Annotated in this window: 24 protein-coding genes; 11 read left to right on the top strand and 13 right to left on the bottom strand. The window is 70.1% G+C overall.

What is annotated here, in order from left to right; genetic code table 11:
* Positions 1-3: 3 nt before the first annotated feature.
* Positions 4-1377, bottom strand: a complete 1374-nt coding sequence (locus ACFE64_RS00120) for an APC family permease (RefSeq protein WP_375390408.1) — start codon at positions 1375-1377, stop codon at positions 4-6.
* 121 nt (positions 1378-1498) lie between these two features.
* Positions 1499-2224 carry a PEPxxWA-CTERM sorting domain-containing protein gene (locus ACFE64_RS00115; RefSeq protein ID WP_375390407.1) on the bottom strand — a complete coding sequence of 242 codons (726 nt, stop codon included), beginning with the start codon at positions 2222-2224 and terminating at the stop codon, positions 1499-1501.
* 234 nt (positions 2225-2458) lie between these two features.
* Here ACFE64_RS00115 and ACFE64_RS00110 point away from each other — a divergent pair, with 234 nt between their 5' ends.
* Positions 2459-3769 (top strand): tetratricopeptide repeat protein, encoded by a 1311-nt coding sequence (locus ACFE64_RS00110; RefSeq protein WP_375390406.1) that lies wholly within the window; start codon positions 2459-2461, stop codon positions 3767-3769.
* Positions 3770-3798: 29 nt separating this feature from the next.
* On the opposite strand, the gene aspS is transcribed toward ACFE64_RS00110, so the two are convergent.
* From aspS to ACFE64_RS00095, 3 genes are all read right to left on the bottom strand, one after another.
* A complete protein-coding gene (gene aspS / locus ACFE64_RS00105) occupies positions 3799-5622 on the bottom strand; it encodes an aspartate--tRNA ligase (RefSeq protein ID WP_375390405.1) in 1824 nt (607 codons plus the stop codon).
* 324 nt (positions 5623-5946) lie between these two features.
* Positions 5947-6480, bottom strand: a complete 534-nt coding sequence (locus ACFE64_RS00100) for an FxDxF family PEP-CTERM protein (RefSeq protein ID WP_375390404.1) — start codon at positions 6478-6480, stop codon at positions 5947-5949.
* 558 nt (positions 6481-7038) lie between these two features.
* The gene (locus ACFE64_RS00095; protein WP_375390403.1) at positions 7039-7701 is read right to left on the bottom strand and encodes a PEPxxWA-CTERM sorting domain-containing protein; all 663 of its coding nucleotides are present in this window, start codon (positions 7699-7701) and stop codon (positions 7039-7041) included.
* Positions 7702-7993: 292 nt separating this feature from the next.
* Here ACFE64_RS00095 and rnd point away from each other — a divergent pair, with 292 nt between their 5' ends.
* Together rnd and ACFE64_RS00085 are read left to right on the top strand one after the other, a co-directional pair.
* Positions 7994-9181, top strand: coding sequence for a ribonuclease D (gene rnd / locus ACFE64_RS00090; RefSeq protein ID WP_375390402.1), 1188 nt, complete (start codon positions 7994-7996; stop codon positions 9179-9181).
* On the top strand, positions 9181-9435 hold the full coding sequence (locus ACFE64_RS00085) for an I78 family peptidase inhibitor (RefSeq protein ID WP_375390401.1): 255 nt from the start codon (positions 9181-9183) through the stop codon (positions 9433-9435). The genes rnd and ACFE64_RS00085 overlap by 1 nt, the downstream gene beginning before the upstream one ends.
* 3 nt (positions 9436-9438) lie before the next feature.
* On the opposite strand, the gene ACFE64_RS00080 is transcribed toward ACFE64_RS00085, so the two are convergent.
* The 4 genes from ACFE64_RS00080 to ACFE64_RS00065 all read right to left on the bottom strand — a co-directional run bounded on the left by ACFE64_RS00080 (position 9439) and on the right by ACFE64_RS00065 (position 15085).
* Positions 9439-10944, bottom strand: a complete 1506-nt coding sequence (locus ACFE64_RS00080) for a Ppx/GppA family phosphatase (protein WP_375390400.1) — start codon at positions 10942-10944, stop codon at positions 9439-9441.
* Positions 10945-11067: 123 nt separating this feature from the next.
* Positions 11068-13233, bottom strand: coding sequence for an RNA degradosome polyphosphate kinase (locus ACFE64_RS00075; RefSeq protein ID WP_375390399.1), 2166 nt, complete (start codon positions 13231-13233; stop codon positions 11068-11070).
* Complete coding sequence (locus tag ACFE64_RS00070; RefSeq protein WP_375390398.1) at positions 13230-13856, bottom strand: chromosomal replication initiator DnaA; 627 nt, start codon at positions 13854-13856, stop codon at positions 13230-13232. The genes ACFE64_RS00075 and ACFE64_RS00070 overlap by 4 nt, the downstream gene beginning before the upstream one ends.
* On the bottom strand, positions 13853-15085 hold the full coding sequence (locus ACFE64_RS00065; RefSeq protein WP_375390397.1) for a heavy-metal-associated domain-containing protein: 1233 nt from the start codon (positions 15083-15085) through the stop codon (positions 13853-13855). The genes ACFE64_RS00070 and ACFE64_RS00065 overlap by 4 nt, the downstream gene beginning before the upstream one ends.
* A 61-nt stretch (positions 15086-15146) precedes the next feature.
* Here ACFE64_RS00065 and purM point away from each other — a divergent pair, with 61 nt between their 5' ends.
* From purM to ACFE64_RS00040, 5 genes are read left to right on the top strand one after another with little or no spacing between them, the layout of a single operon-like run.
* Positions 15147-16238 (top strand): phosphoribosylformylglycinamidine cyclo-ligase, encoded by a 1092-nt coding sequence (gene purM, locus ACFE64_RS00060; protein ID WP_375390396.1) that lies wholly within the window; start codon positions 15147-15149, stop codon positions 16236-16238.
* Positions 16228-16962 carry a hypothetical protein gene (locus ACFE64_RS00055; protein WP_375390395.1) on the top strand — a complete coding sequence of 245 codons (735 nt, stop codon included), beginning with the start codon at positions 16228-16230 and terminating at the stop codon, positions 16960-16962. The genes purM and ACFE64_RS00055 overlap by 11 nt, the downstream gene beginning before the upstream one ends.
* Positions 16963-17018: 56 nt before the next feature.
* On the top strand, positions 17019-17540 hold the full coding sequence (gene purN, locus ACFE64_RS00050) for a phosphoribosylglycinamide formyltransferase (RefSeq protein WP_375390475.1): 522 nt from the start codon (positions 17019-17021) through the stop codon (positions 17538-17540).
* Positions 17525-17902, top strand: coding sequence for an MmcQ/YjbR family DNA-binding protein (locus ACFE64_RS00045; RefSeq protein WP_375390394.1), 378 nt, complete (start codon positions 17525-17527; stop codon positions 17900-17902). The genes purN and ACFE64_RS00045 overlap by 16 nt, the downstream gene beginning before the upstream one ends.
* Entirely contained in the window at positions 17899-18483 is a 585-nt protein-coding gene (locus tag ACFE64_RS00040; protein ID WP_375390393.1) for a hypothetical protein, read from the top strand. The genes ACFE64_RS00045 and ACFE64_RS00040 overlap by 4 nt, the downstream gene beginning before the upstream one ends.
* On the opposite strand, the gene ACFE64_RS00035 is transcribed toward ACFE64_RS00040, so the two are convergent.
* The 4 genes from ACFE64_RS00035 to ACFE64_RS00020 all read right to left on the bottom strand — a co-directional run bounded on the left by ACFE64_RS00035 (position 18484) and on the right by ACFE64_RS00020 (position 21501).
* On the bottom strand, positions 18484-18957 hold the full coding sequence (locus ACFE64_RS00035; protein WP_375390392.1) for a GNAT family N-acetyltransferase: 474 nt from the start codon (positions 18955-18957) through the stop codon (positions 18484-18486).
* A gap of 44 nt (positions 18958-19001) precedes the next feature.
* Entirely contained in the window at positions 19002-19424 is a 423-nt protein-coding gene (ndk, locus tag ACFE64_RS00030; protein WP_375390474.1) for a nucleoside-diphosphate kinase, read from the bottom strand.
* Between the two features lie 75 nt (positions 19425-19499).
* Positions 19500-19940, bottom strand: coding sequence for a DNA polymerase III subunit chi (locus tag ACFE64_RS00025; RefSeq protein ID WP_375390391.1), 441 nt, complete (start codon positions 19938-19940; stop codon positions 19500-19502).
* A gap of 97 nt (positions 19941-20037) precedes the next feature.
* Positions 20038-21501, bottom strand: coding sequence for a leucyl aminopeptidase (locus ACFE64_RS00020; protein WP_375390473.1), 1464 nt, complete (start codon positions 21499-21501; stop codon positions 20038-20040).
* A gap of 138 nt (positions 21502-21639) precedes the next feature.
* On the opposite strand from ACFE64_RS00020, the gene ACFE64_RS00015 reads away from it, so the two are divergent.
* The 3 genes from ACFE64_RS00015 to pdxA all read left to right on the top strand — a co-directional run bounded on the left by ACFE64_RS00015 (position 21640) and on the right by pdxA (position 26331).
* The gene (locus ACFE64_RS00015; protein ID WP_375390390.1) at positions 21640-23889 is read left to right on the top strand and encodes an LPS-assembly protein LptD; all 2250 of its coding nucleotides are present in this window, start codon (positions 21640-21642) and stop codon (positions 23887-23889) included.
* Positions 23890-23969: 80 nt separating this feature from the next.
* Positions 23970-25328, top strand: coding sequence for a peptidylprolyl isomerase (locus tag ACFE64_RS00010; RefSeq protein ID WP_375390389.1), 1359 nt, complete (start codon positions 23970-23972; stop codon positions 25326-25328).
* 34 nt (positions 25329-25362) lie between these two features.
* On the top strand, positions 25363-26331 hold the full coding sequence (pdxA, locus tag ACFE64_RS00005) for a 4-hydroxythreonine-4-phosphate dehydrogenase PdxA (RefSeq protein ID WP_375390472.1): 969 nt from the start codon (positions 25363-25365) through the stop codon (positions 26329-26331).
* Positions 26332-26398 lie beyond the last annotated feature (67 nt).

Raw genomic sequence — 26398 nt, 5'->3', positions numbered from 1 at the left:
CGATCATGTCGGGATGGTCACCGTCCAGCCTCGGGGACGCAGCGCCCACCAATAATAAGCGGCGGACAGCGCGATCTGCGCGGCAGTGGCGATCAGCGCCGGGCGGCCCTCGTCCGGATCGAGCCAGGTCGCCCAGGTGACGAGCGCCAATGCGATCAGCGTGACCACCGGCGCGAGCGGGTAGAGCGGCATGCGATACCCGGCCGCGCCCGTCCTGCCGGTGCGGCGGCCGATCACCACCGCGACCGCGATACCGGCATAGATCGCGATCAGCCCCGCCCCGCTCCACACCTCCAGCAGCCGGAGCGGCAGCAGGCAGAGCGCCATGCCGACCCCGCCGACCAGCAGTGTGCCGAGCCAGGGCGATCCCCAGCGCGGGTGAATCGCCGTCATCCAGCGGTCGAGCGGCCGCCCCCAGCTGCCGTCACGCGCCGTGCCGTAGAAGAAGCGCGCGCAGGCCAGCACCCAGGCGATCAGCGCGTTGACGACAGCGAGTGCGACGCCGAGCGCGACCACCTGCCCGGCGCGCTCGCCCGCCAGCGCGGTCACGACGTCGCCGAACGGGTTGGCCGAGGCGAACAGGGGCTTCAGGTCGACGGCCCCGATCAGCGCGGCGACCAGCGGCACGCCCTCCAGCAGCAGCGTGTAGAGGAGCGCGAGCAGGATCGAGCGCGCGATCCACCGCGGCGCCTCGCGCATCTCCTCGCCGAAATAGATCGCCGCGCCATAGCCGTTGAACGCGAAGATCGCGATCGACGCGGCGACGCCGATCGCGGCGAGCGAGACATGCCTTCCCCCCGGACCGACCGGCGCGGCGAGGAAGGCGAGCGGGCTGCGCTGCGCGTGCACCAGCCCCAGCGCCGACACTGCGGCGAGCAGCACCACTTCCAGCATCAGAAAGGCGCCGGTGACGACGGCGTTGACGCGGATGTCGAGCAGCCCGAAGAACGTCGCCAGTCCGACCACCGCGATCGCGGTCGGCACCTGCGGCAGGCCGGGAATGACGCTCGCCAGCACCGCGCGGACGCCGAGCCCCGCGACGGGCAGGAAGATCAGGTTGTTGAAGACGTTGACGCCGAGCATCACGAAGCCGGCGAGCGGCCCCAGCGTCTGCGCGACCATGACATACTCGCCGCCCGCCACCGGCCAGGCGGACGCCAGCTCGGCATAGATATAGGCGGTGGCGATGCAGACGACGCCGGCGATGATCGTCGCCCACACCGCGCCCGTTCCCGCCTCCTGCAGCATGCCGGGGACGATGACGAACACCGACGAGGCCGGCGTAGTGACGGAGAGCGTGAGGAACAGAACGCCGAGCACGCCCAGGCTGCGGGTGAGCGGCGTGGGCGACGCGGGGGCGAGCTGATCTTCGAGCATGCCCCTTCCTCCGGCGCCATGCGGCTGATGGCATGGCAGGAGAAAGAGACCAACCGCTTTGGACCGCCTTGGCCGGCCTGAGCTGAGGTTCAGCCGGCCAGGCGGTCCAGGACGATAAATTTCAGCTATAACGCAGCTTCGTCCCGCGCTGCCGGTGACGCAGCCCGACGCTTATCATCCCGAAGCCCATGATCATCATCGCCCAGCTCGCCGGCTCGGGAACGGCGCCAGGCGAGACGACCTCGCCGGAGATCGACACATTGTCCAGCCCGATGAAATCCTGCCCGGAGTTGTTGCCGATGATCGACACGGTCGTATTGATCGACGTCGCGACGAAGCTGAAGGTCTGCTGGGTCCACAGCGTGGACCCGGCCGCGATCCCGTTGGTGATCGGATCGCTGATCGTTGCGAATTGCGATCCGGCATAGACGTTCGCCGAGATCGGGCCATAGCCCTGCATGCCGCCCAGATAGAAGCTCAGCGTGTAGGCTCCGCCCACGACTGTGGCGATCGTCTGCGACACCCCGCTGTCGCCGGTGCTGCCGCTATAGCCTGTCAAGTCAAGATAGTCGGTGCCGAAAGGTGTGTTGAAACCATAGGCGCCATCGCCCAGCCAGGCGATCTCCTTGCCGCCACCGGTCGTGCTGTTGCTCCCGTTGACGATCGTCCAACCGGGAATGGCCGTGCTGCCCACCCCGACGGATTGATTGTCAAATCGTCCCGGCCCACCCTCAAAGCCGCCGTTGCTGATCGTCTGAGCCTGGGCTTGAGCCGCGCCAAGGCCCGTCGCGAGCGTAAGCGCCGCTCCGAGCCAATATGAAGTTGCTTTCACTGGTTGATCCCTCATCGCTGGAGTGATTTGGGCTTAACGGCGGGTTTACCGGCTCGTCATCTGACAAGTCCCGACACCGATCCGACATCCCCATGTCGGTTCCAGAACGGGACAGACCCGGGCCGATGGTCGATCGGGGATTGACGATCCGGCGAGGAGTTGGATGCTGCCGTAGAAATGGACCAGGTCGGCGGCGATGGCCACGCCAGCCCGGCACGTGCGTCCTCAAGCGGGTCGAAGGCGTAGCTGATGCTGAACGGCTGGAAGGCGATCGCCGCCTATCTGCGGCGCGAGGAGCGCACCGCGATGCGCTGGGCGGCGGCGCGCGGGCTGCCAGTCCACCGCGCGCCGGGGCCGGGGCGCGGAACGGTCTATGCGCTGCCCGACGAGATCGACGCCTGGCTCGCCGCCGACCGCGCGCGCGCGGCGGCGACCCCTGCCGCGCCGGTCGCGATCATCCCGGCGATCCCGCCGCTCGCGCGGCTGTCACCGCCTCGGCTGTGGCACAGCCGCTGGATCGCTTCGGGGCTGGTCGTCGGCGGCGCGCTGCTGATCGCGCTCGGCGCGCTGACGCTGCCGCGCCCTGCCGCCAGCGGCCCGGCCGAGCCGGTGTTCACCGATCCGGCCGGAAAGGCCCTGTTTCTTCAGGCCAGTTACGACTGGAACCTGCGCACCCGCGAGAGCCTCACGCGCGCCGTCCGCGAATATAGCGACGCGATCGGCCACGATCCGCGCGTGCCCACCGCCTATGTCGGTCTGGCGAACAGCTTCCTGCTGCTGCGCGAATATGGCTCGATGCTGGACGCGGACGCCTATCCCCGCGCCGAGGCGGCGGCGCGGGCGGCGGTCGCCTTGTCGCCCCAGTCGGCCGAGGCGCACCGCGCGCTCGCGTTCATCGCCTTCTGGTGGCGGCAGGACCGCACCGAGGCGCGCCGCGAGTTCGCGCGCTCGATCGCGCTCAGGCCGGAGGACGCGCTCACCCATCACTGGTATGCGACCGCGCTGCTCGCCAATGGCGAGGCGCCGGCGGCGGTGCGCGAGATCGGCATCGCGCGCGACCTCGATCCGACCGCGACCGCCGTGCTCGCGGACCGGGGCTTGATCCTGTACGTCGCCGGACGGCGGGCTGAGGGACTGGCGGCGTTGCACGGCCTGACGCGTGAACAGCCCGACGCGGTCAGCCCGCATCGCTCGCTCGCGGAAATCGCCCTATTCGAAGACCGCGCGGACGAGTTCCTGCGGGAATCGGCGACCGTGGCGCGGCTGCGCGGCGATGCCGCCGGGCTGGCGCAGATCGCCCGGTGGCGCGCGGCCCCGTCCCGCGCGGCGATGGAAGCGGCGATGCTTCGCGATGCTGACCAAGAGTACGCCGGGTGGTTCCGTGTCGCCCAGATCGCCGCGCTGGCGGGGCGCGGCGACGAAGCGAAGGCTGCGCTCGCCCGCGCCTGTCGGGCGCGCGAGCCGGCGACCGTCAGCGCAGCGAGCAGCCTGTGGCTCTCCCGCGCGCTGTCGCGCGCCGACATCGCACAGCGGTGCGGGCGCGTGGCGTCGCTCTCCTGACCGCGCAGGCAGTCTGGCGACCATGAAACTCAACCCGCGCCGGGCGCAACGGCCTTGTCGGGATCCTTCTTCGCCTCGGCCGTCGAGCGCAGGTTGAGCTCGCGCAGCTGCTTGGGCGAGACGAAACCGGGCGCGCCCATCATCAGGTCCTCCGCCTTCTGCGTCATCGGGAAGGTGATGACCTCGCGGATATTGGGCTCGTCGGCGAGCAGCATGACCATCCGGTCCACCCCCGGCGCCGAGCCGCCGTGCGGCGGCGCGCCGAACTTGAACGCGTTGATCATGCCCGCGAAATCGCGGTCGACGTCCTCGCGGCTGTATCCGGCGATCTCGAACGCCTTGTACATGATCTCGGGCCGGTGATTCCGGATCGCGCCGCTGGACAGCTCCACCCCGTTGCAGACGATGTCATACTGATAGGCGAGCACGTCGAGCGGGTCCTTGGTCTCCAGCGCCGCCAGCTCGCCCTGCGGCATCGAAAAGGGATTGTGGCTGAAATCGACTTTCCTGTTATCCTCGTCATATTCGAACATCGGGAAATCGACGATCCAGCAAAACTCGAAGCGCTTGGGGTCGATGAGCCCGAGCTGCTCGGCGACGCGGGTGCGGGCGAGGCCGGCGAGTCTTGTCGCTTGCGCGACCGGGCCGGCGGCGAAGAACAGGCCGTCGTCGGGGCCGAGGCCGAGCGCGTCGGCCATCACCGTCATCTTGTCCTCGCCATGGTTCTTGGCGATCGGGCCGCCCCATTCGCCGCGCTTGCGCGTCGCATAACCCAGACCGGCGAACCCTTCCGACTGCGCCCAGGCGTTCATATCGTCGAAGAACCTGCGGCTGCGCTCCGCGGTGCCGGGAGCCGGGATGGCGCGGACCACGTCGCCCCCCGCGACGACCGATGCAAAACGGCCGAAGCCGGAGCCCTGGAAGTGGTCGCTCACATCCGCGATGAGGATCGGGTTGCGCAGGTCGGGCTTGTCGTTGCCGTATCGGAGCATCGACTCCCGATAGGGGACGCGGCGGAACGGCAGCGCCGAGACCTGGCGGCTCTTGCCCTGCCAGTCAGCGAACTCCTCGAACAGGCCATGCAGCACCGGCTCGATCGCGGCGAACACGTCGTCCTGCGTGACGAAGCTCATCTCGAAATCGAGCTGGTAGAACTCGCCCGGCGAACGGTCGGCGCGCGCATCCTCGTCGCGGAAGCACGGAGCGATCTGGAAATACCGGTCGAAGCCCGCGACCATCAGCAGCTGCTTGAACATCTGCGGCGCCTGGGGAAGCGCGTAGAACTTGCCCGGGTGGACGCGGCTGGGGACGAGATAGTCGCGCGCGCCCTCGGGGGACGAGGCGGTGAGGATCGGCGTCGAAAACTCGGTGAAGCCCTGCGCGATCATGCGCCGGCGGATCGAGGCGATCACTTCGGCGCGCAGCATGATGTTGGCGTGGAGGCGCTCGCGGCGCAGATCGAGGAAGCGGTAGCGTAGGCGGATGTCCTCGGGATACTCCGCCTCGCCGGCGACCGGCAGCGGCAGCTCCTGCGCCGTCGACTGGATCGTGACCGCCTGCGCGAAGACCTCGATCGCACCGGTGGCGAGGTTCGCGTTCACCGTCGCCTCGGCCCTCGCCTTGACCGTGCCGTCGACGGTGATGACCGACTCGACCCGGATGTCTTCGAGCGCGCCGAGTGCCGGGCTGTCGGCGTCGGCGACGATCTGGGTGATGCCGTAATGGTCGCGCAGGTCGACGAACAGCACGCCGCCGTGATCGCGCTTGCGATGCACCCAGCCGGACAGGCGCACGGTCGTGCCGACGGCGGCGGCGTCGAGCGCGGCGCAAGTGTGGGTGCGATAGGCGTGCATGGATCGAACTCTGGTACATCGTTCCAGCAACGGCCGGAATCCGGATATCCCCGACCACGCGGCCCCGATTGATCCTGGGAGACAGCCGACGGAAGGTGACGAGGGCCAGTCCCCGCCCCCTGGCGCTTTGTCAACCCGCGGCTGCGTGGCTCAAGCGCCGCCGAGCCTGACAGACGCCGGTGACCAAGACGGTCTCCGGCGGTCCCTTGTCAGCCTGAGGTTCGCTCCGCCCTCGTAATTCATTATCGCGAGCGGCGATGTCCTCACCCGGACACGCAAAAGGCGCCGGCCTTGCGACCGGCGCCTCGATTGCATGGGTTTCGTTCAGGCGACGGCGATCATCGCCTTGCGCCGGCGGATGACGACGCCAACTGCGCCGAGACCGCCGATCATCATCGCCCAAGTCGCAGCCTCCGGCACCGCCGGGGTCGTCGCGCCGAACGACACCGAACCGCCGTACGAGCCGTTCGTGCCGGTCAGCCCGCTGACGACCAGGGTGTTGGTGGCACCCGCCACGAGCGTCTGGTTCAGCAGATTGCGGAACTCGGTCGCCCCGGTCAGGATGGTATTGAACGCGATCCCGTTCAGGGTGACGCTCCCGAAGTTTACGTCCGTCGAGGCGTCATTGCCGACGATGGACGAGCTGATGGTCAGCGAAGCGAGGTTGAACCCGACCGGAGTCGTGAAGGTGAGCGTGTCCGAAAAGGCGCAGGGCGTTGCGGCCGTCGTGCAGCTGAGTTGCGGATTGCCGAAGGAGCCGCTGCCCGTGTCGATATTGATGAAGGGTGCCGCGGCAGCCGGAGCAGCTACGGCGATCGCCAGGCCAGAAGCCAGCGCAGTGTAAGCGATACGTGTCATGGTCGTCCCCTAGACAGAGCGAGAACGGCAGGAAGTATGGGGAAGCTGCCGTTCATGCCCGTGTACGACCGAATAGCAGCAGACCGCCCGCTACCTACTTGGCCGCATCTCCTTAAGTAAACAGGAGGTAAAGGGTTCCGCAGCTCGTCGAATAAATTGTGCGGTGCCGCAAATCTTTACAGGCCGCTGTTAAATCTGTCGATCAGTCCGACAGGATTGCGACGACGACACCGTGGCGGACGAACCGCGCTGCGCGCGCTGCCTTGGATGAAACATGAACGGCAAGCGACTGCGGTCCAGGCGCAAGCCGATGCCGCACGCAGGGGTTCCTCTGCTCGACCGATGATCTTGCACTGCAACAATTCGTTGCAGTCTACTTCACGTCCGTAGTCATCCAGAACATGCAACAAAGAGCCGCTGAAAAGGTGTTCGCAATCGGCGTGAGCCTTTGAGAACAGCGGGGCAAACCACTGCACGCGACTGCCGTGCCCGCGCAAGCTGACGCAAAAAGGGCGCCGGCCTCGCGGCCGGCGCCCCTCTTGTCCACTGATCTTAGAATTAGGCGAAGGCGACCGTGGTCTTCCGGCGGCGCATCACGCCACCCATCACACCAAAGCCCAGGATCATCATGCCCCAGGTCGCCGCCTCGGGAACAGCGGCGAGGTTGGCAGTCCCGTTGAAGTTCGAACCGGTGCCGCCCGAAAAGTTCAGAGTGTAACGGACGGTTTCCGAGAACAGACCAGTCGCAGTCAAGGGGTTGCTGCCCTGAAAGGTCGACGGCCCCGACGTGAAGTTCGCCGACTGCAGCTGGGTACCACCAAACAGAATGTCCGACGCGCTGAAATAGGATCGCAGCTGAGCCGTGGCGCCAGAGATGGTGTTGGTCGTGAACGTGCTCAGCAGCCCGCCGCCCAGCGAGGTCAGATCGTTCTGCGTGATGTAGACGTCGATCGTCGATGCGACGCCGCCGGTGGACATGATGTTGACTGACTGAGTCAGCAGCTGCGGCGAGATCAGGAGCGGAACGCCGGTCGCGCTGACGTTGTAAAAGAAGCCACCAGCCGTGGTGTTGTAGTTAGCCGACCCAGAGCCGCCATCCGTCGCCACCTGGTTGATGGCGCCGCCGTTAACAGACACGCCAATAAAAAGGGTAGCGCTGGCCGGCGCCGCGGCCGCCAGAGCCGTGCCGGCGGCAAGAACCGCAAGAGCAAAACGCTTCATGATATGTCCCCTATTCGAACTGATACGCAGACGAAGGAAGCCCGCTTCGCCCCGGGTAATCTAAACGGACCGATGGAAGTCCACCTGCCCTGCCACCGATTCCTCGATGTCGGGACATCCACTACGTTAAACGGAGGTAAATGTCTCCCCCCGCCCCGAAAAAAAGCCCGATCGGGCCTGTCCCGTATCGGGACCACGCCTCGCGGCTGCATCAGGGTCTCTATAGCCCTAGAACGGCGTGGTAAATCGACCGTTAGCTTGTTCGTCGCATTTTCGGCGTTAAGGCCGGCCCATGCACATCCTGCCGCTGATCACGGATACGGCCACGCTCTCCGCCCTGTGCGCCCGACTCGCCCAAGCCCCTTTCGTCACGGTCGATACCGAGTTCATGCGCGAATCGACCTATTGGCCCGAGCTATGCCTGATCCAGGTGTCGGACGGGCAGGAGGCGGCGGCGGTCGATCCGCTGGCGCCCGGCCTCGACCTCCGGCCGCTGCTCGACCTCATGGTCGACGACGAGGAGGTGCTCAAGGTCTTCCACGCCGGCGGGCAGGACATTGAGATCGTCTACAATCTGACGGGCAAGACGCCGCACCCGCTGTTCGATACGCAGGTGGCCGCGATGGCGCTCGGCCAGGGCGAGCAGATCGGCTATTCAAACCTGGTCGACAGCTGGCTCGGCATCCAGATCGACAAGGGCGCGCGCTTCACCGACTGGGCCAGGCGGCCGCTCGACGAACGCCAGATCGACTATGCCATCGGCGACGTCACGCATCTCGCGCGCATCTTCCCGAAGATGCTGGAGCGCTTGCGCAAGACCGGGCGCGGTGCCTGGCTGGACCAGGAGATGGAGCGCCTCGCTGATCCGGCCAACTACGCCAACGAGCCCGACCTCGCCTGGAAACGCGTGCGCGTGCCCAGCCGCAAGCCGGACGTGCTGGGCCGGCTGAAGGCAATCGCGAAATGGCGCGAGCTGGAGGCGCAGGGCAAGAACCTGCCGCGCGGGCGCATCGCCAAGGACGAGACGCTGGCCGATCTCGCCAGCCACCCGCCGCGCCGCCAGGCCGATCTCGCCAAGGTGCGCGGGCTGTCCGCCACCTGGGCGGGCAACGACATCGGCGCGCGGCTGATGGCCGCGATCACCGGCGCGGAGCCGCTGGCGGACGACGAGCTGCCACCGCGCGAGGATCGCAAGCCGGGGTTGGGGCGCGACGGCGCACTGGTGGCGGACCTGCTCAAGCTGCTGCTCAAGATCAGGGCGCGCGACGTCGACGTCGCGTCCCGCCTGCTGGCGCGGTCCGAAGAGCTGGAGGCGCTGGCGGCCGGGATGCGGGACGGCCTGCCCATGCTGCAGGGCTGGCGCTACGACCAGTTCGGGCACGACGCGCTGGACCTGGTGGAGGGCCGGCTGGCGTTTGCCGTCAGGAACGGCAAGCTGACGATGACGCGCCAGGGTGACGAGGCGGAGGAGGCGGTCTGATGCTGGTGGCGCTGTTGATGCTGGCCCAGGCACCGGCGCAGGACGAGGTGGCCCCGTGCGACGCGACGCCCGCCGAGGCGTTGGTCGGCGAGCGGTATCGCCGGCATGTGCCGACGCGTGCCAAGAAACTGTCGGGCGCGCGGACCATCCGCGTCGCCTGGCCGGGACAGCTGATGACGGACGACTTCCGCGAGGACCGGCTGACGATCCGGGTCGACCACCAGCGGACGATCACGGACGTGAGCTGCGGCTGACCGTCAGCGGGGCGACACGTCGAGCGCCGGCCTGAGCCCCAGCGCCTGCGCCAGCGCCTCGTGGCGCTTCTGCACCGTCTCCCCATAGAGCGCGGCGTCGTCCAGCGACAGGACCAGGGCGCCGGCCGCCAGCGCGAGTCGCGAGCCCTCCAGCGGCGCCGCCAGGCCCCCTGACAGGCGCTGGCCGAGGCGGATGGCGGAGCCCCAGGCGGCGGCGACACGCAGCGCCGCAGGTGTGGCAAGTCGCGGCAACGGGTCGGGCGAGCCCTGCCCGCCCAGCGCCACGAAGAGCGCTTGCCCCAGCTGCCCGCGCCCGGCGGCGTCGATCGCCACCCAATTTCCGTGCAGCGCGACCTCCAGCCCGCGCTCGGCGCGGAACTCCGGATTGGCACGCCAGCCGACATCAGCGAGCAGGCATGCCGCATGACGCAGACGCGCCGTCGCCGGCGGCTCGTCGGCGAAGAGCGGCGCGATCCAGCGATGGAGCAGGTCCCCATGTTCAGGGAAGCGACCGAGTACCCGACCTTCCTCGCGGGCCGCGACGATCAGCGGGTCCTGCGCGCGCGTCTCACGGTCAAGTTTGGCATGTAGCAGACCCTCGCGCAGGCCGAAGGCGGAGGCGGTCGCACCACTGCTGTCGAGCTGGCGGAGCAGCACGGCGAGCAGCGCCGTCGCAGGGCCCAGCGTCGCGGCGCGGGCGGCGGCAAGCCCGGGCACGGCGCGCAGCCGCTGCTTGCCCATCTGCGGTACCGCGCGCGTCAGGCGCAGGACCGCATCGGTGCTGAGCACATAGCCATGGATGATCGGCAGCGGATAATCCGACAGGTCCATGTCGAGCCGCGCCAGCGCGCGCCACGATCCACCGACGAGATAGAAGGGCAATCCCCTGCCCCGCCCGGTCCAGCCCGCCGCCTCCAGCCGCCCGGCGACGTGGCGCTCGAAGGGCTTGCCGCCCTTGGCCCGGAGCGCGGGGATGCGCAGGACGCCGAACGGAAAGGACGCGCGGTCGGTGACCGTTCCCGCGACCACGCGGACCAGCTCGAGGCTGCCGCCGCCGAGATCGCCGACCACCCCGTCCGCGTCGGGAAAGGCGGAGAGCACGCCCTCGCCCGCGGCCACCGCCTCCTGCTCACCGGTCAGCAGCTCGACCGAGAGGCCGAGCGCGTGCGCGTCGGCGAGCAGCGTCGCGCCGTTCGCGGCGTCGCGCACGGCGGCGGTGGCGACGGTGCGCACCGTCGTCGCGGCCATCGCGCGCGCCACCGCGGCGAAGCGGGCGAGCGCACCGCGCGCGGTGGCGAGCGCCGCCGCGTCGATTGCACCGGTCGCGGCGAGGCTGCGGCCGAGGCCGGCCATCACCTTCTCGTTGAACAGGATCGCAGGCAGCCGCGGCGGCCCCTGATAGACCACCAGGCGGATGGAATTGGAGCCGATGTCGATGATCGCGGTGCGCGGTTGATCGGCCGCGGACGGCGGCGCGACGACGGACTTGCGGAAGAGCAGCGAGGCCATGCTATACCGTCATGCCGGCCTTGTGCCGGCATCCACGCCATGCCCACGCGCGCCGAGCCGTCATCAAGCGCATTGTTCGCACCTTGGTAGATGCCGGCACAAGGCCGGCATGACGTGTCGGGCTCATCGCCGCCGTCTCAGCGAGAGCGTCGGCACCTCATGGCCCTCCACCGCCGCACCGCGGCCGGACAGGCTGGGGTTGGTCATGAAGTAGCGGTGGAGGTTGAACGGGCGCTCGCCGGGCGTCACCCGCGTGTACTCGCCGTCCGGGCCGAGTTCCCAGCTCTGCTCGTTGTCGATCAGGTTGGCGACCATCACCTGATCGAGGATCTGATCGTGGACGGTCGGATTGTCGATCGGCAGCATGTATTCCACGCGCCGGTCGAAGTTGCGCGGCATCCAGTCCGCCGACGAGATGAACAGTAGCGCTGCGTCATTCGGCAAGGCGCCACCGTTGCCGAACGCCCAGATGCGGCTGTGCTCCAGGAAGCGCCCGACCACCGACTTCACCCGGATGCGCTCGGACAGGCCGGGCATGCCGGGGCGCAGGCAGCAGATACCGCGGATCACCAGCTCCACCTCGACACCCGCGCCGCTCGCCTCGTACAGCTTCTCGATGACGGCGGGATCGACCAGGCTGTTGAGCTTGCACCAGATCGCGGCCGGGCGGCCGGCGCGGGCGTGCGCGATCTCGGCGTCGATCAGCGCGGTCAGGCGCGGGCGCAGGTCGCGCGGGCTGATCGCGACCTTCATCATCGCGGTCGGCTCGACATAGCCGGTGATGTAGTTGAACATCTGCGCCGCATCGCGCCCGACGACGGGGTCGGCAGTGAAGAAGCTCAGGTCCGTGTAGATGCGCGCCGTCACCGGGTGGTAATTGCCCGTGCCGAAGTGGCAATAGGTGCGGAATTGCCCGCCCTCGCGCCGCACCACCATCGCGACCTTCGCGTGCGTCTTCCAGTCGATGAAACCGTAGACGACCTGGACGCCCGCGCGCTCCAGCGCCGAGGCCCAGCGCAGGTTCTGCTCTTCGTCGAAGCGCGCCTTGAGCTCCACCACCGCCGTCACCGACTTGCCCGCCTCGGCGGCGGCGATCAGCGCGTTGATCACGGCGGGCTGGTTGCCCGCGCGGTAGAGCGTCTGCTTGATGGCGACCACATCCGGGTCCGCCGCCGCCTGCTTCAGGAAGGCGAGCACGACCTCGAATGTCTCGTACGGGTGGTGGACGACGATGTCCTTGGCGCTGATCGCCGCGAAGCAGTCGCCGTCGAATTCGCGGATGCGCTCGGGAAAGCGGGGAGTGAAGGGCGGGAACTTCAGGTCCGGCCGGTCTTCCTCGACCAGGCTCTCCAGGTCCGCCAGCCCGAGCAGCTGGCCCGATTCGGTGATGATCGCCGCCGCCCCACCCAGCTCCTCCTTCAACGCCGCAGCAAGCGCGTCGGCGGTGCCGGTCTCCAGCTCCAGCCGGATGACGCGACCGCGCCGGCGGCGCTTGATGGCGTTGGCGAAATAGCGGACCAGGTCCTCCGCCTCCTCCTCGATCTCGATGTCGCTGTCGCGCAGGACGCGGAAGGTGGCGCAGCCGTGCACGTCGTAGCCGGGGAACAGCACCGGCGCGAACCGCTTCACCACCGCCTCGGCCGAGACGAACCGCGCCGGCTCGCCCGGCAGCCGCACGAAGCGCGGCGTCGCGGCCGGCAGCATCACCAGCTCGCGGATCGGCTCGCCGTCCGACCGGCGCACCAGATCGAAGATCAGCGACAGGCCCTTGTTGGGGATGAACGGAAACGGGTGCGCGGGATCGAGCGCCTGGGGCGTGAGCGTCGGGAAGACCTGCTCGCGGAAATAGGTCTCCAGCCACCCGGCGGTCGCGCTGTCGACCGCGTCGCGGCGGAGCACGAACAGCCCCGCTTCGTCGAGCCGCTCGCGCAGATCCGCCCACACCCGCTGCTGGTCCGCCATCAGCGCGTCGGCGGCGGCGATGACGGCGGCGAGCTGCTGGCTGACGGTGAGCCCGTCGGCGGAGCGGCGATCGACGTCCTGCAGCTGCTGGCCTTTCAGCCCGGCGACGCGGACCATGAAGAACTCGTCCAGGTTGGAGCCGGAGATCGACAGGAAGCGCAGCCGCTCCAGCAGCGGATGCGCGGGGTTGGACGCCTCCTCCAGCACGCGACGGTTGAAGGCGAGCCAGCTCAGCTCGCGGTTGAAATAGCGCTCGCCGGCGGCCGCGCTCTCGAACGCGTCGTCGTCGGGGTCGGTAAGCCGGGCGAGGTAGGAACGGCGGGTCATGCATCCTCCGAACGCGCAGGGGGGGCGATCAGCCCCGCCGCCGCCAGCGTGGTGCGGGCGAGCGGAACGGAAAGGCGTTTGCGCGTCTCCAGCACCTCCTGGTCCAGCGCGTCCACCGCCCGGATGACGGCCAGATGACTGCGCTCCAGCCGCGGCGCAAGCCAGTCGATCAGCTCGGGCCGCGCATCCAGGCCACGGCGCCCGAACAGCTCGACCAGCAGCGCGCGGACCAGCGCGTCATCGGGCGGCTCGATCGCGGCGACCACGCCCGCGCCGAGGCGGGAGCGCAGGTCGGGGAGCGCAACCGGCCACGCAGGCGGAGCCAGATCGGCGACGAGCAGCAGCGGGCGACGGACGGCCTGGGCCTGGTTCCAGGCGTGGAAGAGGTGTTCTTCGGGCGCGCGCTCGGCATCGTCGATCACCGCGCCGCCGCTCTTCGCTGCGAAAATGCGGGCGAGCAGGCTGCGGCCGGACTTGCGCGGGCCGACCAGCAGCGCCGTCATGACCGGCCACGCGCCCCAGTGATCGAGCAGATGTGCGGCGCGCGCATTGCACGGTGTGACGATGAACGCGTCCTCGCGCGGCCGGGGCGGCCAGCCGAGCGGCAGCGCGATCTGGCTCATCCCGCCGTGCCGCCGTCCGGCGGCAGGTCGGGCGGGGGCAGCTGGCTGCGGCGGATGCGCAGCGTCTGGCCCTGGCCGAACACCTGGAAGCCGCGCGATTCCAGTGCCGTGCGCAACGCGATCGGGTCGCCGTCGAGCTCGACGCGCATCAGCGACACGCCGCCGAGCGCCAGGCTGGTCGTCGCGGCGGAGCGCACGCCGGGCAGCCCGCGCACCAGCCCCTCGGTATTGGCGACGGCGGCGGCGCTGGGCGAATCGAACTGGAGCGTGACGGCGATGCCCTGCAACCCGCCCGCGTCGACCGCGGGCGTGTCGGTCGCGTCGATCAGGTCGCCGACATCGTCGGTCGAAAGCGGCTGCGGCTGCGGCGGCGGGCTGAGCGTCGGATCGCGGGTGAGCGCTCCCGCGGCGAGCGCACGCGTGTAGGTCGCGTCCATCCGCGTGACGCCGGCGTCGAGCAGCTGCGCCACGCCGTCGGTGCTGCCGACGCGCAGCGTGAAGCTGTCGATCAGGTCGTTGTCCGGCCCGTGCCGCGCCTCGAAGACGCCGATCACCGGCCCGCCGGGCCATTGCCGATAGAGCCGGACGGTCGGCACCAGCACGTCGGACGCGCCATATTGGTCGAGCAGCGTGCGCCACCAGCCGCGCCCGCGCCGTCCCGCCTGACCATGGTCGAGCAGCAGCGGATCGGCGCCGGTGCCGGCCGGCCGGATATAATCGATGCTGCTGTCGCCCGAGCGGAAGCGCGCCCAGGCGGCCTGCCAGTCGGTGCGCTGTTCGAAGACGCGCGAGACGCCGCCCGTCACCTCGATCGGCAATACCAGCATCGGCGCGGACTGCGCGGCATAGTCGGTGACCCCGAGCTGCGCCGCGGCGCGCGCGCGATTGAAGAGAACGCCGAGCCGGGCGATATAGCGGGTCGGCCCGATCTGCTCGTTCTCGACGACGATGCCGGCGACGAGCTGGTCGAGCATGGCGTCGCCGACCCCCGCGCCGTCGCCGCCGAGCCGCTTCGCCAGCTGGCCCCAGGCCTTGCGCTCCGCCAGTCGCCAGCCGCCGTAGCGCGCCTCGTCGGCGGTCTTGGCCGCGACGTCGACGGCAATGCCGGAGACCTCGTAGACGCCGGTGCTCGCGACCGGCGCGACGCCGCGATCGCCGCCCTCGATCTGCGCGATCGCGGCGGCGGCCAGGGCGGCCCCGATAAACGCGATGAGCAGGCGCATGCGCATGGCCGCTGCTTTTGGCGAAGGGGGCGTGGAAATGGAAGCGGCTTGCGGGTAGCGGGACGCCATGGCCGAGGAACCCTACAGCTACGCCCGCGCCGGCGTCTCGATCGCGGCGGGAAACGCGCTGGTGCGCGCGATCGCGCCGCTCGCCCGCGCGACGCGCCGGCCGGGGGCGAACGCGGACCTGGGCGGGTTCGGCGGGTTGTTCGACCTCAAGGCGGCGGGGTTCGCGGACCCGCTGCTGGTCGCGGCGAACGACGGCGTCGGCACCAAGCTGAAGCTGGCGATCGAATGGGACCGGCATGCTGGCGTCGGCGTCGACCTGGTCGCGATGTGCGTCAACGACCTGATCGTGCAGGGCGCGGAGCCGCTGTTCTTCCTCGATTATTTCGCATGCGGACGGCTCGACGGCGTTATCGCGGAGCGGGTGATCGCCTCGATCGCGGAAGGCTGCCGGCAGGCCGGCTGCGCGCTGATCGGCGGCGAGACCGCGGAGATGCCCGGCATGTATGCCGAGGGCGATTACGACCTGGCGGGCTTCGCGGTCGGCGCGGTCGAGCGAACGCGGCTGCTGACCGGGGCGACGATCGCGGCGGGCGACGTGGTGCTGGGGTTGGCGTCATCCGGCGTCCACTCCAACGGCTTCTCGCTGGTGCGGCGGCTGGCGGCGGACAAGGGCTGGCGGCTCGACCGGCCGGCGCCGTTCGACCGCGACCGGCTGCTGATCGACGTGCTGATGGCGCCGACGCGCATCTATGTCGCGAGCCTGCTGCCGCTGCTGCGCGCCGGTCGGGTGAAGGGGTTGGCGCACATCACCGGCGGCGGGCTGCTGGAGAATGTGCCGCGCGTGCTGCCGGCGGGGTGTCACGCGAACATCGACGCGGACGCATGGGAACAGCCGCGGCTGATGGCATGGCTGCAGGCGCAGGGCGCGATCGAGCCGGAGGAGATGGCGCGGACCTTTAACGCCGGGATCGGCATGGTCGTCGTGACCGGGGCGGAAGACGCGGACGCGGTGACGGCCGCGCTGACCGGCGCGGGCGAGACGGTGTTCGTGATCGGGCGGATCGACGCGGGCGAGCGCGGCTGCACGGTCGGCGGCGCGCGCGGAACGTGGTCGGCGCGCGAGGACTGGCGGGCGACCCATGCTGCCTAGGATGGTGACGCTGGCCGCGCTCTGCGGCGTGATCGCGGCTGGTGGCGGCAACGGAGCACCCCCGAATCCCGCCTACCAGCATTACATCGCTGGCCAGCGTGGCTATCTGGCGGTGGTCAAGCGCAGTGCGAATTTGGCCGGGGACATCGCGCCGGCGGAGGCGATCGTCGCCTCGATGCCGCCCGATGCGATCGGTCGCATCGACGCGCTGGGCATCCCGCTGCTCGTCGCGGCGGACGATGAACGGCGAAACCGTTCGCAGTGGACGACGGTCGGCACCGACTGGACCCGCTATGCGCTCCCGGACAGCTGCTGCCGGACATCCGACCGATCGAAGGCGCGGCTGCGCGCGTCGGCACGACGGCGCTGTGCCGAGACGGCCTTCCAGACCGTCGATGGCGCGATCGCGCGGACGGCGCGCGCGACGCAGCGGGGCATCCCGGATGCCGTCGGGATCGTTCCAATCGGAGTCGATGAATATCGCGGCGTCCTGCTGGCCTCGACGGGGACGCGGTTGCCGGTGGTTTGGGAACGGCAATGGGTCGGCCAGCGTGGCGATCCGCAGGCGAGCGACCCGATCGATACGCACCGCCATCGCTTCTCGCTCCGCCGGCTGGTGGGCGCGCGCTATTGGTCGATCGCGGCCTGGTCGGGCGCTGACCGAGCCAATACCTGGACCGACCGGGCCGGGTGCGTCGCCGCTCTCACTCCGGCCGGTGCGTGAGCGTGGTGGCAGGTGCCCGACGCGTCGGCGTGCTCCTATCCGGGCGCGGCTCCAACATGCGGGCGCTGGTGGAGCAAGCGGACGGATACGAGGTCGCGATCGTCGCGTCCGACCGGCCCGACGCCGCCGGCCTCGCCTGGGCGCACGAGGCCGGCCTGGCGACCTTCGCGTCGTCGCCCAGGGGGATCGGCAAGGCCGCGTTCGAGGCGGCGCTGGATGCGGCGCTACGTGCCGCAGGCGTCGAGGTGATCGCGCTGGCGGGCTACATGCGGCTGCTCTCGCCCGCCTTCGTCGCCGCCTGGCAGGGCCGCATCCTCAACATCCACCCGTCGCTGCTGCCGCTCTACAGGGGCCTCGACACGCACCGGCGGGCGCTGGTGGCGGGCGATCGGGAGGCCGGGTGCTCCGTCCACCTCGTCACCGACGAGCTGGACGCGGGCGATGTGCTGGGACAGGCGCGGGTGCCGGTGCTGCCCGGCGACGACGCCGACACGCTCGCGGCGCGTGTGCTGGCGGCCGAACACGCGCTATATCCGCGTGTCCTGGCGGAGTTCGTGAGCCGATGCCCGATCCCATAAGCGATCCCCTCGCCCGCGTTCGCGCGATCGCCCTCAAGCTGCCTGAAGCGGCGGAACGGCCGAGTCACGGCGCGCCGGGCTTCCATATCGAGGGCGGCAGGTTCTTCGCCCATGTCTGGAACGATCACCATGGCGACGGCGAGCACGCGGTGATGGTGAAGACCTCCGGCCAGGAGGAGCAGGCGATGCTGATCGAGATGGACCCGGACTGCTATTACCAGCCAGCCTATCTCGGCCCGTCGGGCTGGGTGGGGATGCGGATCGATCGGCCGGACACGGACTGGGATCGCATCGCCGACCGGATCGCGACGAGCTGGGAGCTGGTCGCGCCGCCGCGGCTGCTGGAGGCGGGCGGGCGATGAGCGAAACGCGCGAGCAGCAGGCGACCCGGCGGCGCTGGATCAACCTGGCGGAGCTGGTGGCGGTGGCGGGCGTGGTGATCGCCGCGCTGTCGCTCTACGTCACCTATGCCGACCGGCGCGAGGCGGCGGCGGACCGCGCGGCGACCGCGGCGAGCCGGGCGCAGGCCGAGGCGCGCGTCGATCTCAGCGCGACGGTGACCGGAGGCGGCCGATCGCTGCTGCTGGCCGATCCCAGGCATGCGCTGAGCGACGTGACGATCGCCTACCCCAAGGCGCTGGCCGTTGCCGCCCAGCACCCCGCGGGCGATCCCGTGATCGACTCCTCGCCCTTTGCCGGGACGCTCCTGAAGCTGACCGATCACGGGGCGGACGCCCGCACCGGCCGGCTGCCGGTGCTCGTCACCGCCAGCTATGTCGAAGGCGACACGACCCGCACCGCGCGCGGCCTCTACGATGTCGTGTGGCGCACGGAGGCGCGGCTGCTGCGCGGGCGCGCGCTGAGGCTGACGGGCCTGCGCCTGCGTCGGCACGGTGGGGATCAGGCCGCGCTCGACGCAGCCTGGGCGCGCGAGAAGCCCTAGTTACAGGTCGAGCGCGTAGACCGGGTCGTGCATCACCAGGCTGCCGACCTGGAACATGCGCTCGCCGATCACGCGGAAGCCCTCCCGCTCGTAGAAGCGGCGAGCGCGGAGGTTGCCGGGATGGACGCCGAGCAGCATGCGCGTGCGGCCGAGCGCGCGCGCGTCGGCCAGCGACCGCGCCATCAGCGCCGGGCCGAGCCCCGTCCCATGCGTCCCCGCCAGCGTGTAGATGCGCTTGAGCTCGATATCCTCAGGGCCGGTCGGCATCGGGAAGTCCGGGGCGGTGAGCAGCGAATACCCAACCGGCGCGCCGCCGTCCGGATGCTCGGCGAGCGTCACCATGCTCTCGCCATCGGCAGCCCAGGCGGCGAAGTTGGCGGGCGCGTTGTTCGCCGAGCAATGCGCGATGATGTCGGCGCCGGGCAGGATGCCGGCGAACGCTTCGAGGAACGCCGCCGAGGCAACCAGCGACACGGCCGCGGCGTCCCCGGGCGAGGCTCGCCGCAGCCGCCAGTCCATCAGCCGACGATCTCTTCCGGCCGGAAGAAATACGCGATCTCGATCGCCGCGTTTTCGTCGCTGTCGGAACCGTGGACGGTGTTCGCCTCGATCGATTCCGCCAGCTCCTTGCGGATCGTGCCGGGCGCGGCGTTGGCCGGGTTGGTCGCACCCATCACGTCGCGGTTGCGCTGCACGGCGTCCTCGCCCTCCAGCACCTGCACCACGACGGGACCGGAGGTCATGAAGCTCACCAGATCGGCGAAGAAGGGCCGCTCCTGGTGAACCGCGTAGAACCCCTCGGCCTGCTCGGTGGTCAGCTGCAGGCGCTTGGACGCGACGACGCGCAGCCCCGCTTCCTCCAGCATCTTGGTGACCGCGCCGGTCAGGTTGCGGCGCGTGGCGTCGGGCTTGATGATCGAAAACGTCCGGTTCGCGGCCATGGCGGTCACGCGGCTCCTGTTCTTGATGATGGGGAAAGTGGCGGCGGCCGTAGTCGGGCCCTTCCCGCATTGCAACTACGCCGCCTGCTCCCACCGTCCCGCGTCATTCTGCTTCCAGTAGCGGCGCTCCACGCCGTCGCGGTCGCCGAGCGCCTTCCAGGCGGCACGGGCGGGGCGGATGCACGCCTCGTCGAAGAAGTGGAAGGCGCGGTCGAAGTCGAGCGCCGCGTCGCGCCACTCGCCGTCGGCGAGCGCGATGTGGCGGGCGCGGTTGGCGGCGTTCACGTCGGGCGCGAGCAGGATCGGCTGGTCGGCGTCCTCGCCCGCGCCGAGCAGCGCGTGGGGAAGGAAGCTGTCGGGCGCGTAGCTCCAGAGCAGGCGGTCAAGACCGGCGCGCTGATCGTCGTCGGCGGCGACGATCAGCAGGCGGCCGCCGCTAGCGAGGACTAGCTCGCAGATGCGGGGCAGCACCTGCTCCAGCGGGCGCACGGTAAGGTGGTAGAAGTCGACCTGCATCGCAACTCCCTCCCGCTTGCGTGACTGGGGGAGGGCTTGCAAACCTGCTCCCGACACGCCCTCCCCCGACCCCTCCCGCAAGCGGGAGGGGAGAGTTTCACCCCTCGAAATTGTCCCGCACGAACCGGTCGAGCAGGCGGACGCCATAGCCGGTCGCGCCCTTGTCGTGGTGCGTGCCCGGCTTGTCCGACCAGACCATGCCGGCGATGTCGAGATGCGCCCATGTCACGCCGTCGTCGACGAAGCGCTGGAGGAACTGCGCCGCGGTGATCGAGCCGGCGCCGCGCGGGCCGATATTCTTCATGTCGGCGATCGGGCTCTCCAGCAGCTTGTCGTAGGTGGCCGACAGCGGGAAGCGCCACAGCTTGTCGTCGGTCGCCAGCCCCACGGCGAGCAGCTGCTCCGCCAGCGCGTCGTCGTTCGAGAACAGGCCGCCATATTCGTTGCCGAGGCTGACGATCATCGCCCCGGTCAGCGTCGCCAGGTCGACGATCGCCTTCACCCGATGCGTGCGCTGGACCCAAGTGATGCAGTCGCACAGCACCAGCCGCCCTTCCGCGTCGGTGTTGAGCACCTCGATGGTCTGGCCGGACATCGACGTCAGCACGTCCGCCGGCCGGATGGCGTTGCCGTCGGGCATGTTCTCGACCAGCCCCATCACGCCGATCACGTTCGCCCTGGCCTTGCGCGCGGCGAGCGCCTTCATCGCGCCGGCGACCGCGCCCGCGCCGCCCATGTCCCACTTCATGTCCTCCATGCCGGCGGCCGGCTTGATCGAGATGCCGCCGGTGTCGAACGTCACGCCCTTGCCGACCAGTGCCAGCGCGGGATCGCCCTCCCCCGCCCCGTTCCACTTCAGCGCGAGGAGCCGGGCGTCGCGCGCGGAACCCTGACTGACGCCGAGCAGCGCGCCCATGCCGAGCGCGTGCATCGCGGGCTCGTCCAGCACCGTGATTTCGAGGCCGAGCCCCTCGACCGATGTCGTCACCTGCTCGACGAAGGTTTCCGGATAGAGCAGGTTGGGCGGCTCGGTGACGAGCTGGCGGGTCAGCGCCATGCCGTCGGTCACGGCGGACTGCCCGCTCCATGCCTGCTCGGCGCCCTCCGGCGCGTGGACCAGCGCGATCGTCGCCAGCGTCGGCTTGGCGCTCTCGGGCAGCTTGGTGCGGTAGGCATCGTGGCGCCAGCTGCGCTGCGCGGCGGCGGCGGCGAAGCGCGCCACGGCGGCCGGCGTCGCCGACGCGCCGGCGAGGTCGACGGCGGCCGCGGTGGCGCTGGTCAGCAGCCGGGCGGTGAGTGCGCCGCCCGCCTTGCCCCAATCCGCCTCGCCACCGTCACCGACGCCGAGCAGCAGGATGCGCCGCGGCGAGCCGTCGGTCGGCACGAACAGCTCGACGATCGCACCGGCCTCGCCGTCGAACCGGTGCGCTGCGGCCGCCGCCTCCGCCAGCGGGCGCGCGCCGGGCGCCGTCTCCCACCCGACCTGCACGAGACCGCCCTTCTCGACCGGCAGGGCGAGGACGGCCGCAGCGTCGGCGGCGGGCGCGAAGGTGATCTGCATGTGCGGAAACGTCCCGAAGAATGGCAATCGGCGTCCTCTACTCCCCGTCGCCGCGCTGGCAAGGCGCGCGTGTTGCGGCCGGGGGGCGGCTGCGATAGGCCGGCGCCGCCTCGCCGCCGAAAGGGTCGCCCGCTTTCCATGTTGCGTTCCTGCCTGTCGGCGAGCTGCCTCCTGACCACGGTGGCGGCGCTCGCGTCGCCCGCATGCGCGCAGGACCTGCAGGCGCATCCCGTCGCGGCGCCGCCGGTGTCTGCGACCGATGCGCCGCCGCCCGCCGACCCGAAACAGGTGCAGTTCTCCGCCGACGCGCTCGATTACGACAGCGACGCCGACGTGGTGACCGCGACCGGCGAGGTGCGGATGACGCGCGAAGGCCAGCGATTGCGCGCCGACAAGGTCGTCTGGAACCGCAAGACGGGCAAGGTGGTGGCGACCGGCGACGTCGCGGTCGCCAACCCTCAGGGCGACATCGCCTATGGCGACTCCATCGCGTTGACCGACAGCCTGAAGGACGGCGTCGTCGACAACATGCTGGTCGTGCTCGATCGCGGCGGCCGCTTCGCCGCGGCGCGCGGGCGGCGCGAAGAGGACGGGACGCTAAACCTCGATCATGCCGCCTACACGCCGTGTGCAGTGGCCGACAGCGCCGGCTGTCCCAAGCAGCCGAGCTGGCAGATCACGGCGCTGCGCGTCACCTACCGTCCCGAGCGCGAGCGCATCTACTTCGTCAGCGGCCATTTCCACCTGTTCGGCCTGCCGGCGGTGCCGCTCCCGAAGCTCAGCGTGCCGGTCGGCGGCCATAGCGACAGCGGCCTGCTGACGCCGATCATCCGCCTCAGCCGCACCAACGGGCTGGAGGTCGCGCCTGCCTATTACCTGTCGCTCGGCCCCAATCGCGGGCTGACGCTGACCCCGCATCTGTTCACCGCCGTGCTGCCGATGATGCAGGCGCAATATGACGCGCTCGGGACGTCGGGCGCGTTCCGGATCACCGGCTATGCCACCGCCAGCCGGCGCAGCGACGACCTGAACACCATCACGCCGAGCGATACCGAGCAGGCGTTCCGCGGCTATCTGGACGGCGTCGCCCGCTACCAGCTGACGCCGGAATGGACCGCCAGCGGCTCGCTGCGCCTCACGACGGACCGCACCTTCCTGCGCCGTTACGATATCTCGTTCGACGATCGCCTGCGCTCGACCGCGAGCCTGGAGCATATCGACGCCGACAGCTATTTCTCGATCGACGGCTGGGCGGTGCAGACGCTGCGGGTCGCCGACCCCCAGGGCATGCAGCCGATCGCGCTGCCGGAGATCGACTATCGCCGGCTCGTCACGCCCGGGCTGATCGGGGGCCGGCTGGAATTGCAGCTCAACTCGCTCGCGCTCAGCCGCACCGACGGGCAGGACACGCAGCGCGCCTTCGCCAGCGTGCGCTGGGACCTGCGGCGGCTGACCGCGGCGGGTCAGGAGATCACGCTCACCGCCTTCGCGCGCGGCGACCTCTACAATACGCATGACGTGCTGGACACGACGGTCGCCAGCTATCGCGGGCTGGAGGGTTTCCACACCCGCGCGATCGGCGCGCTGGCGGTGGACGTGCGCTGGCCGCTGATCGGGCCGTTGGGCGCAGGCACGCAGCGCTTCACGCCGCGGCTGCAGGTGGTCGCCTCGCCGCGGATCGCCAACCTGTCGCTGCCCAACGAGGACAGCCGCGCCGTCGATCTGGACGACAGCAACCTGTTCGCGCTCAACCGCTTTCCCGGCTACGACCGCTGGGAGGATTCGACGCGCGTCACCTATGGTGCGGAATGGGCGCTCGACCTGCCGGGCATCCGCATCGACGCCATCGCCGGCCAGAGCTACCGTCTGGACGACCGCCCGACCATCCTGCCCGACGGCACCGGCCTGTCCGGCCGCTTTTCGGACATCACCGGGCGCACCGAGTTTCGCTTCCGCGACCTGGTCTCGATCGTCCATCGCTACCGGCTCGACAAGGACACCCTTGCCTTTCGCCGCAACGAGGTGGACGCGACGGTGGGATCGCGCAGCACTTACGCGCTGGTCGGCTACCTGCGGCTGGACCGCAACATCTTCCCCGCGATCGAGGACCTGCAGGATCGCGAGGAGGTCAGGCTGGCCGGGCGCGTGCAGATCCGGCGCTTCTGGTCGGTGTTCGGCTCGACCGTGATCGATCTCACCGATCGCGAGGAAGACCCGCTCTCGCTCGCCGACGGCTTCGATCCCATTCGCCATCGCCTCGGCGTGCAATATGAGGACGATTGCATCCGGCTGGGGCTGACGTGGCGGCGCGATTACCAGGACACCGGCGACGCCAAGCGCGGCAACAGCTTCCTGTTGACGCTGGCCTTCACCAGCCTCGGCCGCTAAGCGCCGGTTCAGGGTGCTCCCGACAGAGCGCGGACCCTGATGTAGAGCGCGCGCGGGGCGTGCGGGAGTGGTAGCGGGTGATGAAGAGCTTTGGACGGCGAGCCGGCCGCGCGCTGGCGCTGGCGGCGTTGGCCACCACGACGGCGGCGCAGGCGCAGGCGGTGCAGGACCAGAGCGTGCCGGAATCCTCGCTCGACATCCCGGCGAATCTGCAGATCTTCGGCAAGCTCGACCCCAATGTGCGCAAGCCGACCGCGATCGTCAACGACACGGTCGTCACCGGCACGGACGTCGACCAGCGGCTCGCGCTGATCGCCTTCTACAACAACGTGCCCGTGGCGAAGGTCACCGGCGACGAGCGCGACCGCCTGCGCCTGCAGATCCTGCGGCAGCTGATCGACGAGACGTTGCAGATCCAGGAAGCGAAGGCCTCCGACATCACCGTCACGGAGGCCGAGATCAACCAGGCGGTCGCGCGCACGGCGCAGAGCAGTTTCCACACCACGGCGGCGCAGTTGCCCGACTTCCTGCGCAAGGTCGGCGCGTCCGACCGCACCCTGAAGCGCGAGATCGAGGCGGAGCTGGCCTGGCAGCGCTATCTCCGCCGCAAGATCGAGCCGACCACCAACGTCGGCGACGCCGAGGTGAAGGGCATCCTTGATCGGCTCAAGGCGGCGCAGGGCACGCAGGAGTTCAACATCCAGGAGATTTTCCTGCGCGCGGACGCCAGCAACGAGCAGCAGGTCTTCGCCAATGCGCGCGCGATGCTGGCCGAGATTCAGAAGGGGCAGCGGCCGTTCGGCGATTTCGCGCGCCAGTATAGCGAGGCATCCACCAAGGGCACCGGCGGCGATCTCGGCTGGGTACGGGCGAACACCCTGCCCGACGAGCTCGCCCAGGCAGCGCAGGGAATGCAGGTCGGCCAGGTCGCCGGGCCGATCGAGAACTCGGGCGGCTTCTCGATCCTCTACCTCACCGACAAGCGCCAGGTGCTCACCGCCGATCCGCGCAACGCCAAGCTCAGCCTGAAGCAGCTGACGATCAAGTTCCCGCCCAACACGACGCAGGCCGACGCCACCGCCCGCGCCAGCGCCTTTGCCACCGGGCTGAGAGCGATCCACGGCTGCGGCACGGTCGAAAAGAGCGCCGGCGCGCTCGGCGCGGAAGTGGTGGACAATGACGCCGTGCTCGTGCGTCAATTGCCGGCGCAGTTGCAGGAGATCGTGCTAAAGATGCAGATCGGCGAGGCGACCCCGCCGTTCGGCAACCCGCAGGAGGGCGTGCGCGCGCTGGTGCTGTGCGGGCGCGACGACACGCAGGCGGCGCAGCTCCCGCGCGCCGACCAGGTGCAGGATCAGCTCGAGCAGACCCGCGTCAATCTGCGCGCGCAGCAGAAGCTGCGCGACCTGCGCCGCGATGCGGTGATCGAGTATCGCTGAGCAGGCGCGCCGGGTGACGCCTCTCGCCATCTCGATGGGCGATCCGGCCGGCATCGGGCCGGAGGTGATCGCCAAGGCTTGGATGATGCGCGACGCGCATGGTCTGCCGCCGTTCGTGGTGCTGGGCGATCCGCACGCGGTCGAGGCGGTCTGGACCGGCCCCGTCGCTCGGGTGCGCGGCATCGACGAGGCGGTGGCCACCTTCGCCCGCGCAATGCCGATCATGCCGATCGACGGTGCCGGACAGATCACGCCCGGTGAGCCCGGCCGGGACGGCGCACGCTGCGCACTGCAGGCGCTGGAGGCGGCGGTCGGCCTGGTGCGCTCGGGCGCGGCGCGGGCGCTGGTGACGGGACCGGTCTCGAAGGCGCAGCTCTATGCCGCCGGCTTCAACCATCCGGGGCAGACCGAGTTCGTGGCCGAGAGCTGCGGCGTGCCGCCCGCGCGCGCGGTGATGATGCTGGCCGGGCCGGACCTGCGGGTCGTGCCGCTGACGGTGCATGTGCCGCTCGCCGCCGTGTCGGGGCTGCTGACGGCCGAGCTGATTCTCGCCAAGGCCCGGGTCACCGCGCGCGCGCTGGTCCGCGATTTCGGCGTGGCGGCGCCGCGGCTCGCCTTTGCCGGGCTCAATCCGCACGCCGGCGAGGACGGCGCGCTGGGGCGGGAGGAGATTGAGGTGATGGCGCCCGCACTGGCGCAGCTGCGCGCCGACGGCATCGACGCGCGCGGGCCGTTCGCGGCGGACACGCTGTTCCACCCGCGCGCGCGGGTCGGCTACGATGCGGTGCTCTGCCCCTATCACGATCAGGCGCTGATCCCGCTGAAGACGCTCAGCTTCGACGAGGGCGTCAACGTCACGCTGGGGCTGCCGATCGTGCGGACGTCGCCCGATCACGGCACGGCCTTCACGATCGCCGGGCAGGACCGGGCCGAGCCGGGGGCGACGATTGCCGCGATCCGGATGGCGGCGGCGATGGCGGACCGGCGCGCCGAAGGACGATGACCCCGGCGCTGCCGCCGCTGCGGCCACTTCCCCCGCTGCGGGAGGTGATCGCGCGCTACGGCCTGTC

It is taken from the genome of uncultured Sphingomonas sp. (assembly GCF_964250165.1).
Lineage (GTDB): Bacteria > Pseudomonadota > Alphaproteobacteria > Sphingomonadales > Sphingomonadaceae > Sphingomonas.
The sequence above is the reverse complement of the archived record's forward strand: the minus strand, read 5'-3'. Positions and strand labels throughout refer to the sequence as shown.

Excerpts from the sequence above, each read along its gene's own strand:
- ACFE64_RS00040 (WP_375390393.1), top strand. The coding sequence starts at position 17,899 with ATGAGCGAAACGCGCGAGCAGCAGGCGACCCGGCGGCGCTGGATCAAC.
- ACFE64_RS00115 (WP_375390407.1), bottom strand. The coding sequence starts at position 2,224 with ATGAGGGATCAACCAGTGAAAGCAACTTCATATTGGCTCGGAGCGGCG.
- pdxA (WP_375390472.1), top strand. The coding sequence starts at position 25,363 with ATGGGCGATCCGGCCGGCATCGGGCCGGAGGTGATCGCCAAGGCTTGG.
- ACFE64_RS00065 (WP_375390397.1), bottom strand. The coding sequence starts at position 15,085 with ATGCGCATGCGCCTGCTCATCGCGTTTATCGGGGCCGCCCTGGCCGCC.
- ACFE64_RS00020 (WP_375390473.1), bottom strand. The coding sequence starts at position 21,501 with ATGCAGATCACCTTCGCGCCCGCCGCCGACGCTGCGGCCGTCCTCGCC.
- ACFE64_RS00085 (WP_375390401.1), top strand. The coding sequence starts at position 9,181 with ATGCTGGTGGCGCTGTTGATGCTGGCCCAGGCACCGGCGCAGGACGAG.
- purN (WP_375390475.1), top strand. The coding sequence starts at position 17,019 with ATGCGGGCGCTGGTGGAGCAAGCGGACGGATACGAGGTCGCGATCGTC.
- ndk (WP_375390474.1), bottom strand. The coding sequence starts at position 19,424 with ATGGCCGCGAACCGGACGTTTTCGATCATCAAGCCCGACGCCACGCGC.
- ACFE64_RS00055 (WP_375390395.1), top strand. The coding sequence starts at position 16,228 with ATGCTGCCTAGGATGGTGACGCTGGCCGCGCTCTGCGGCGTGATCGCG.
- ACFE64_RS00010 (WP_375390389.1), top strand. The coding sequence starts at position 23,970 with ATGAAGAGCTTTGGACGGCGAGCCGGCCGCGCGCTGGCGCTGGCGGCG.
- ACFE64_RS00095 (WP_375390403.1), bottom strand. The coding sequence starts at position 7,701 with ATGAAGCGTTTTGCTCTTGCGGTTCTTGCCGCCGGCACGGCTCTGGCG.
- rnd (WP_375390402.1), top strand. The coding sequence starts at position 7,994 with ATGCACATCCTGCCGCTGATCACGGATACGGCCACGCTCTCCGCCCTG.
- ACFE64_RS00070 (WP_375390398.1), bottom strand. The coding sequence starts at position 13,856 with ATGAGCCAGATCGCGCTGCCGCTCGGCTGGCCGCCCCGGCCGCGCGAG.
- ACFE64_RS00025 (WP_375390391.1), bottom strand. The coding sequence starts at position 19,940 with ATGCAGGTCGACTTCTACCACCTTACCGTGCGCCCGCTGGAGCAGGTG.
- aspS (WP_375390405.1), bottom strand. The coding sequence starts at position 5,622 with ATGCACGCCTATCGCACCCACACTTGCGCCGCGCTCGACGCCGCCGCC.
- ACFE64_RS00075 (WP_375390399.1), bottom strand. The coding sequence starts at position 13,233 with ATGACCCGCCGTTCCTACCTCGCCCGGCTTACCGACCCCGACGACGAC.
- ACFE64_RS00120 (WP_375390408.1), bottom strand. The coding sequence starts at position 1,377 with ATGCTCGAAGATCAGCTCGCCCCCGCGTCGCCCACGCCGCTCACCCGC.
- ACFE64_RS00080 (WP_375390400.1), bottom strand. The coding sequence starts at position 10,944 with ATGGCCTCGCTGCTCTTCCGCAAGTCCGTCGTCGCGCCGCCGTCCGCG.
- ACFE64_RS00100 (WP_375390404.1), bottom strand. The coding sequence starts at position 6,480 with ATGACACGTATCGCTTACACTGCGCTGGCTTCTGGCCTGGCGATCGCC.
- ACFE64_RS00045 (WP_375390394.1), top strand. The coding sequence starts at position 17,525 with ATGCCCGATCCCATAAGCGATCCCCTCGCCCGCGTTCGCGCGATCGCC.
- purM (WP_375390396.1), top strand. The coding sequence starts at position 15,147 with ATGGCCGAGGAACCCTACAGCTACGCCCGCGCCGGCGTCTCGATCGCG.
- ACFE64_RS00015 (WP_375390390.1), top strand. The coding sequence starts at position 21,640 with ATGTTGCGTTCCTGCCTGTCGGCGAGCTGCCTCCTGACCACGGTGGCG.
- ACFE64_RS00110 (WP_375390406.1), top strand. The coding sequence starts at position 2,459 with ATGCTGAACGGCTGGAAGGCGATCGCCGCCTATCTGCGGCGCGAGGAG.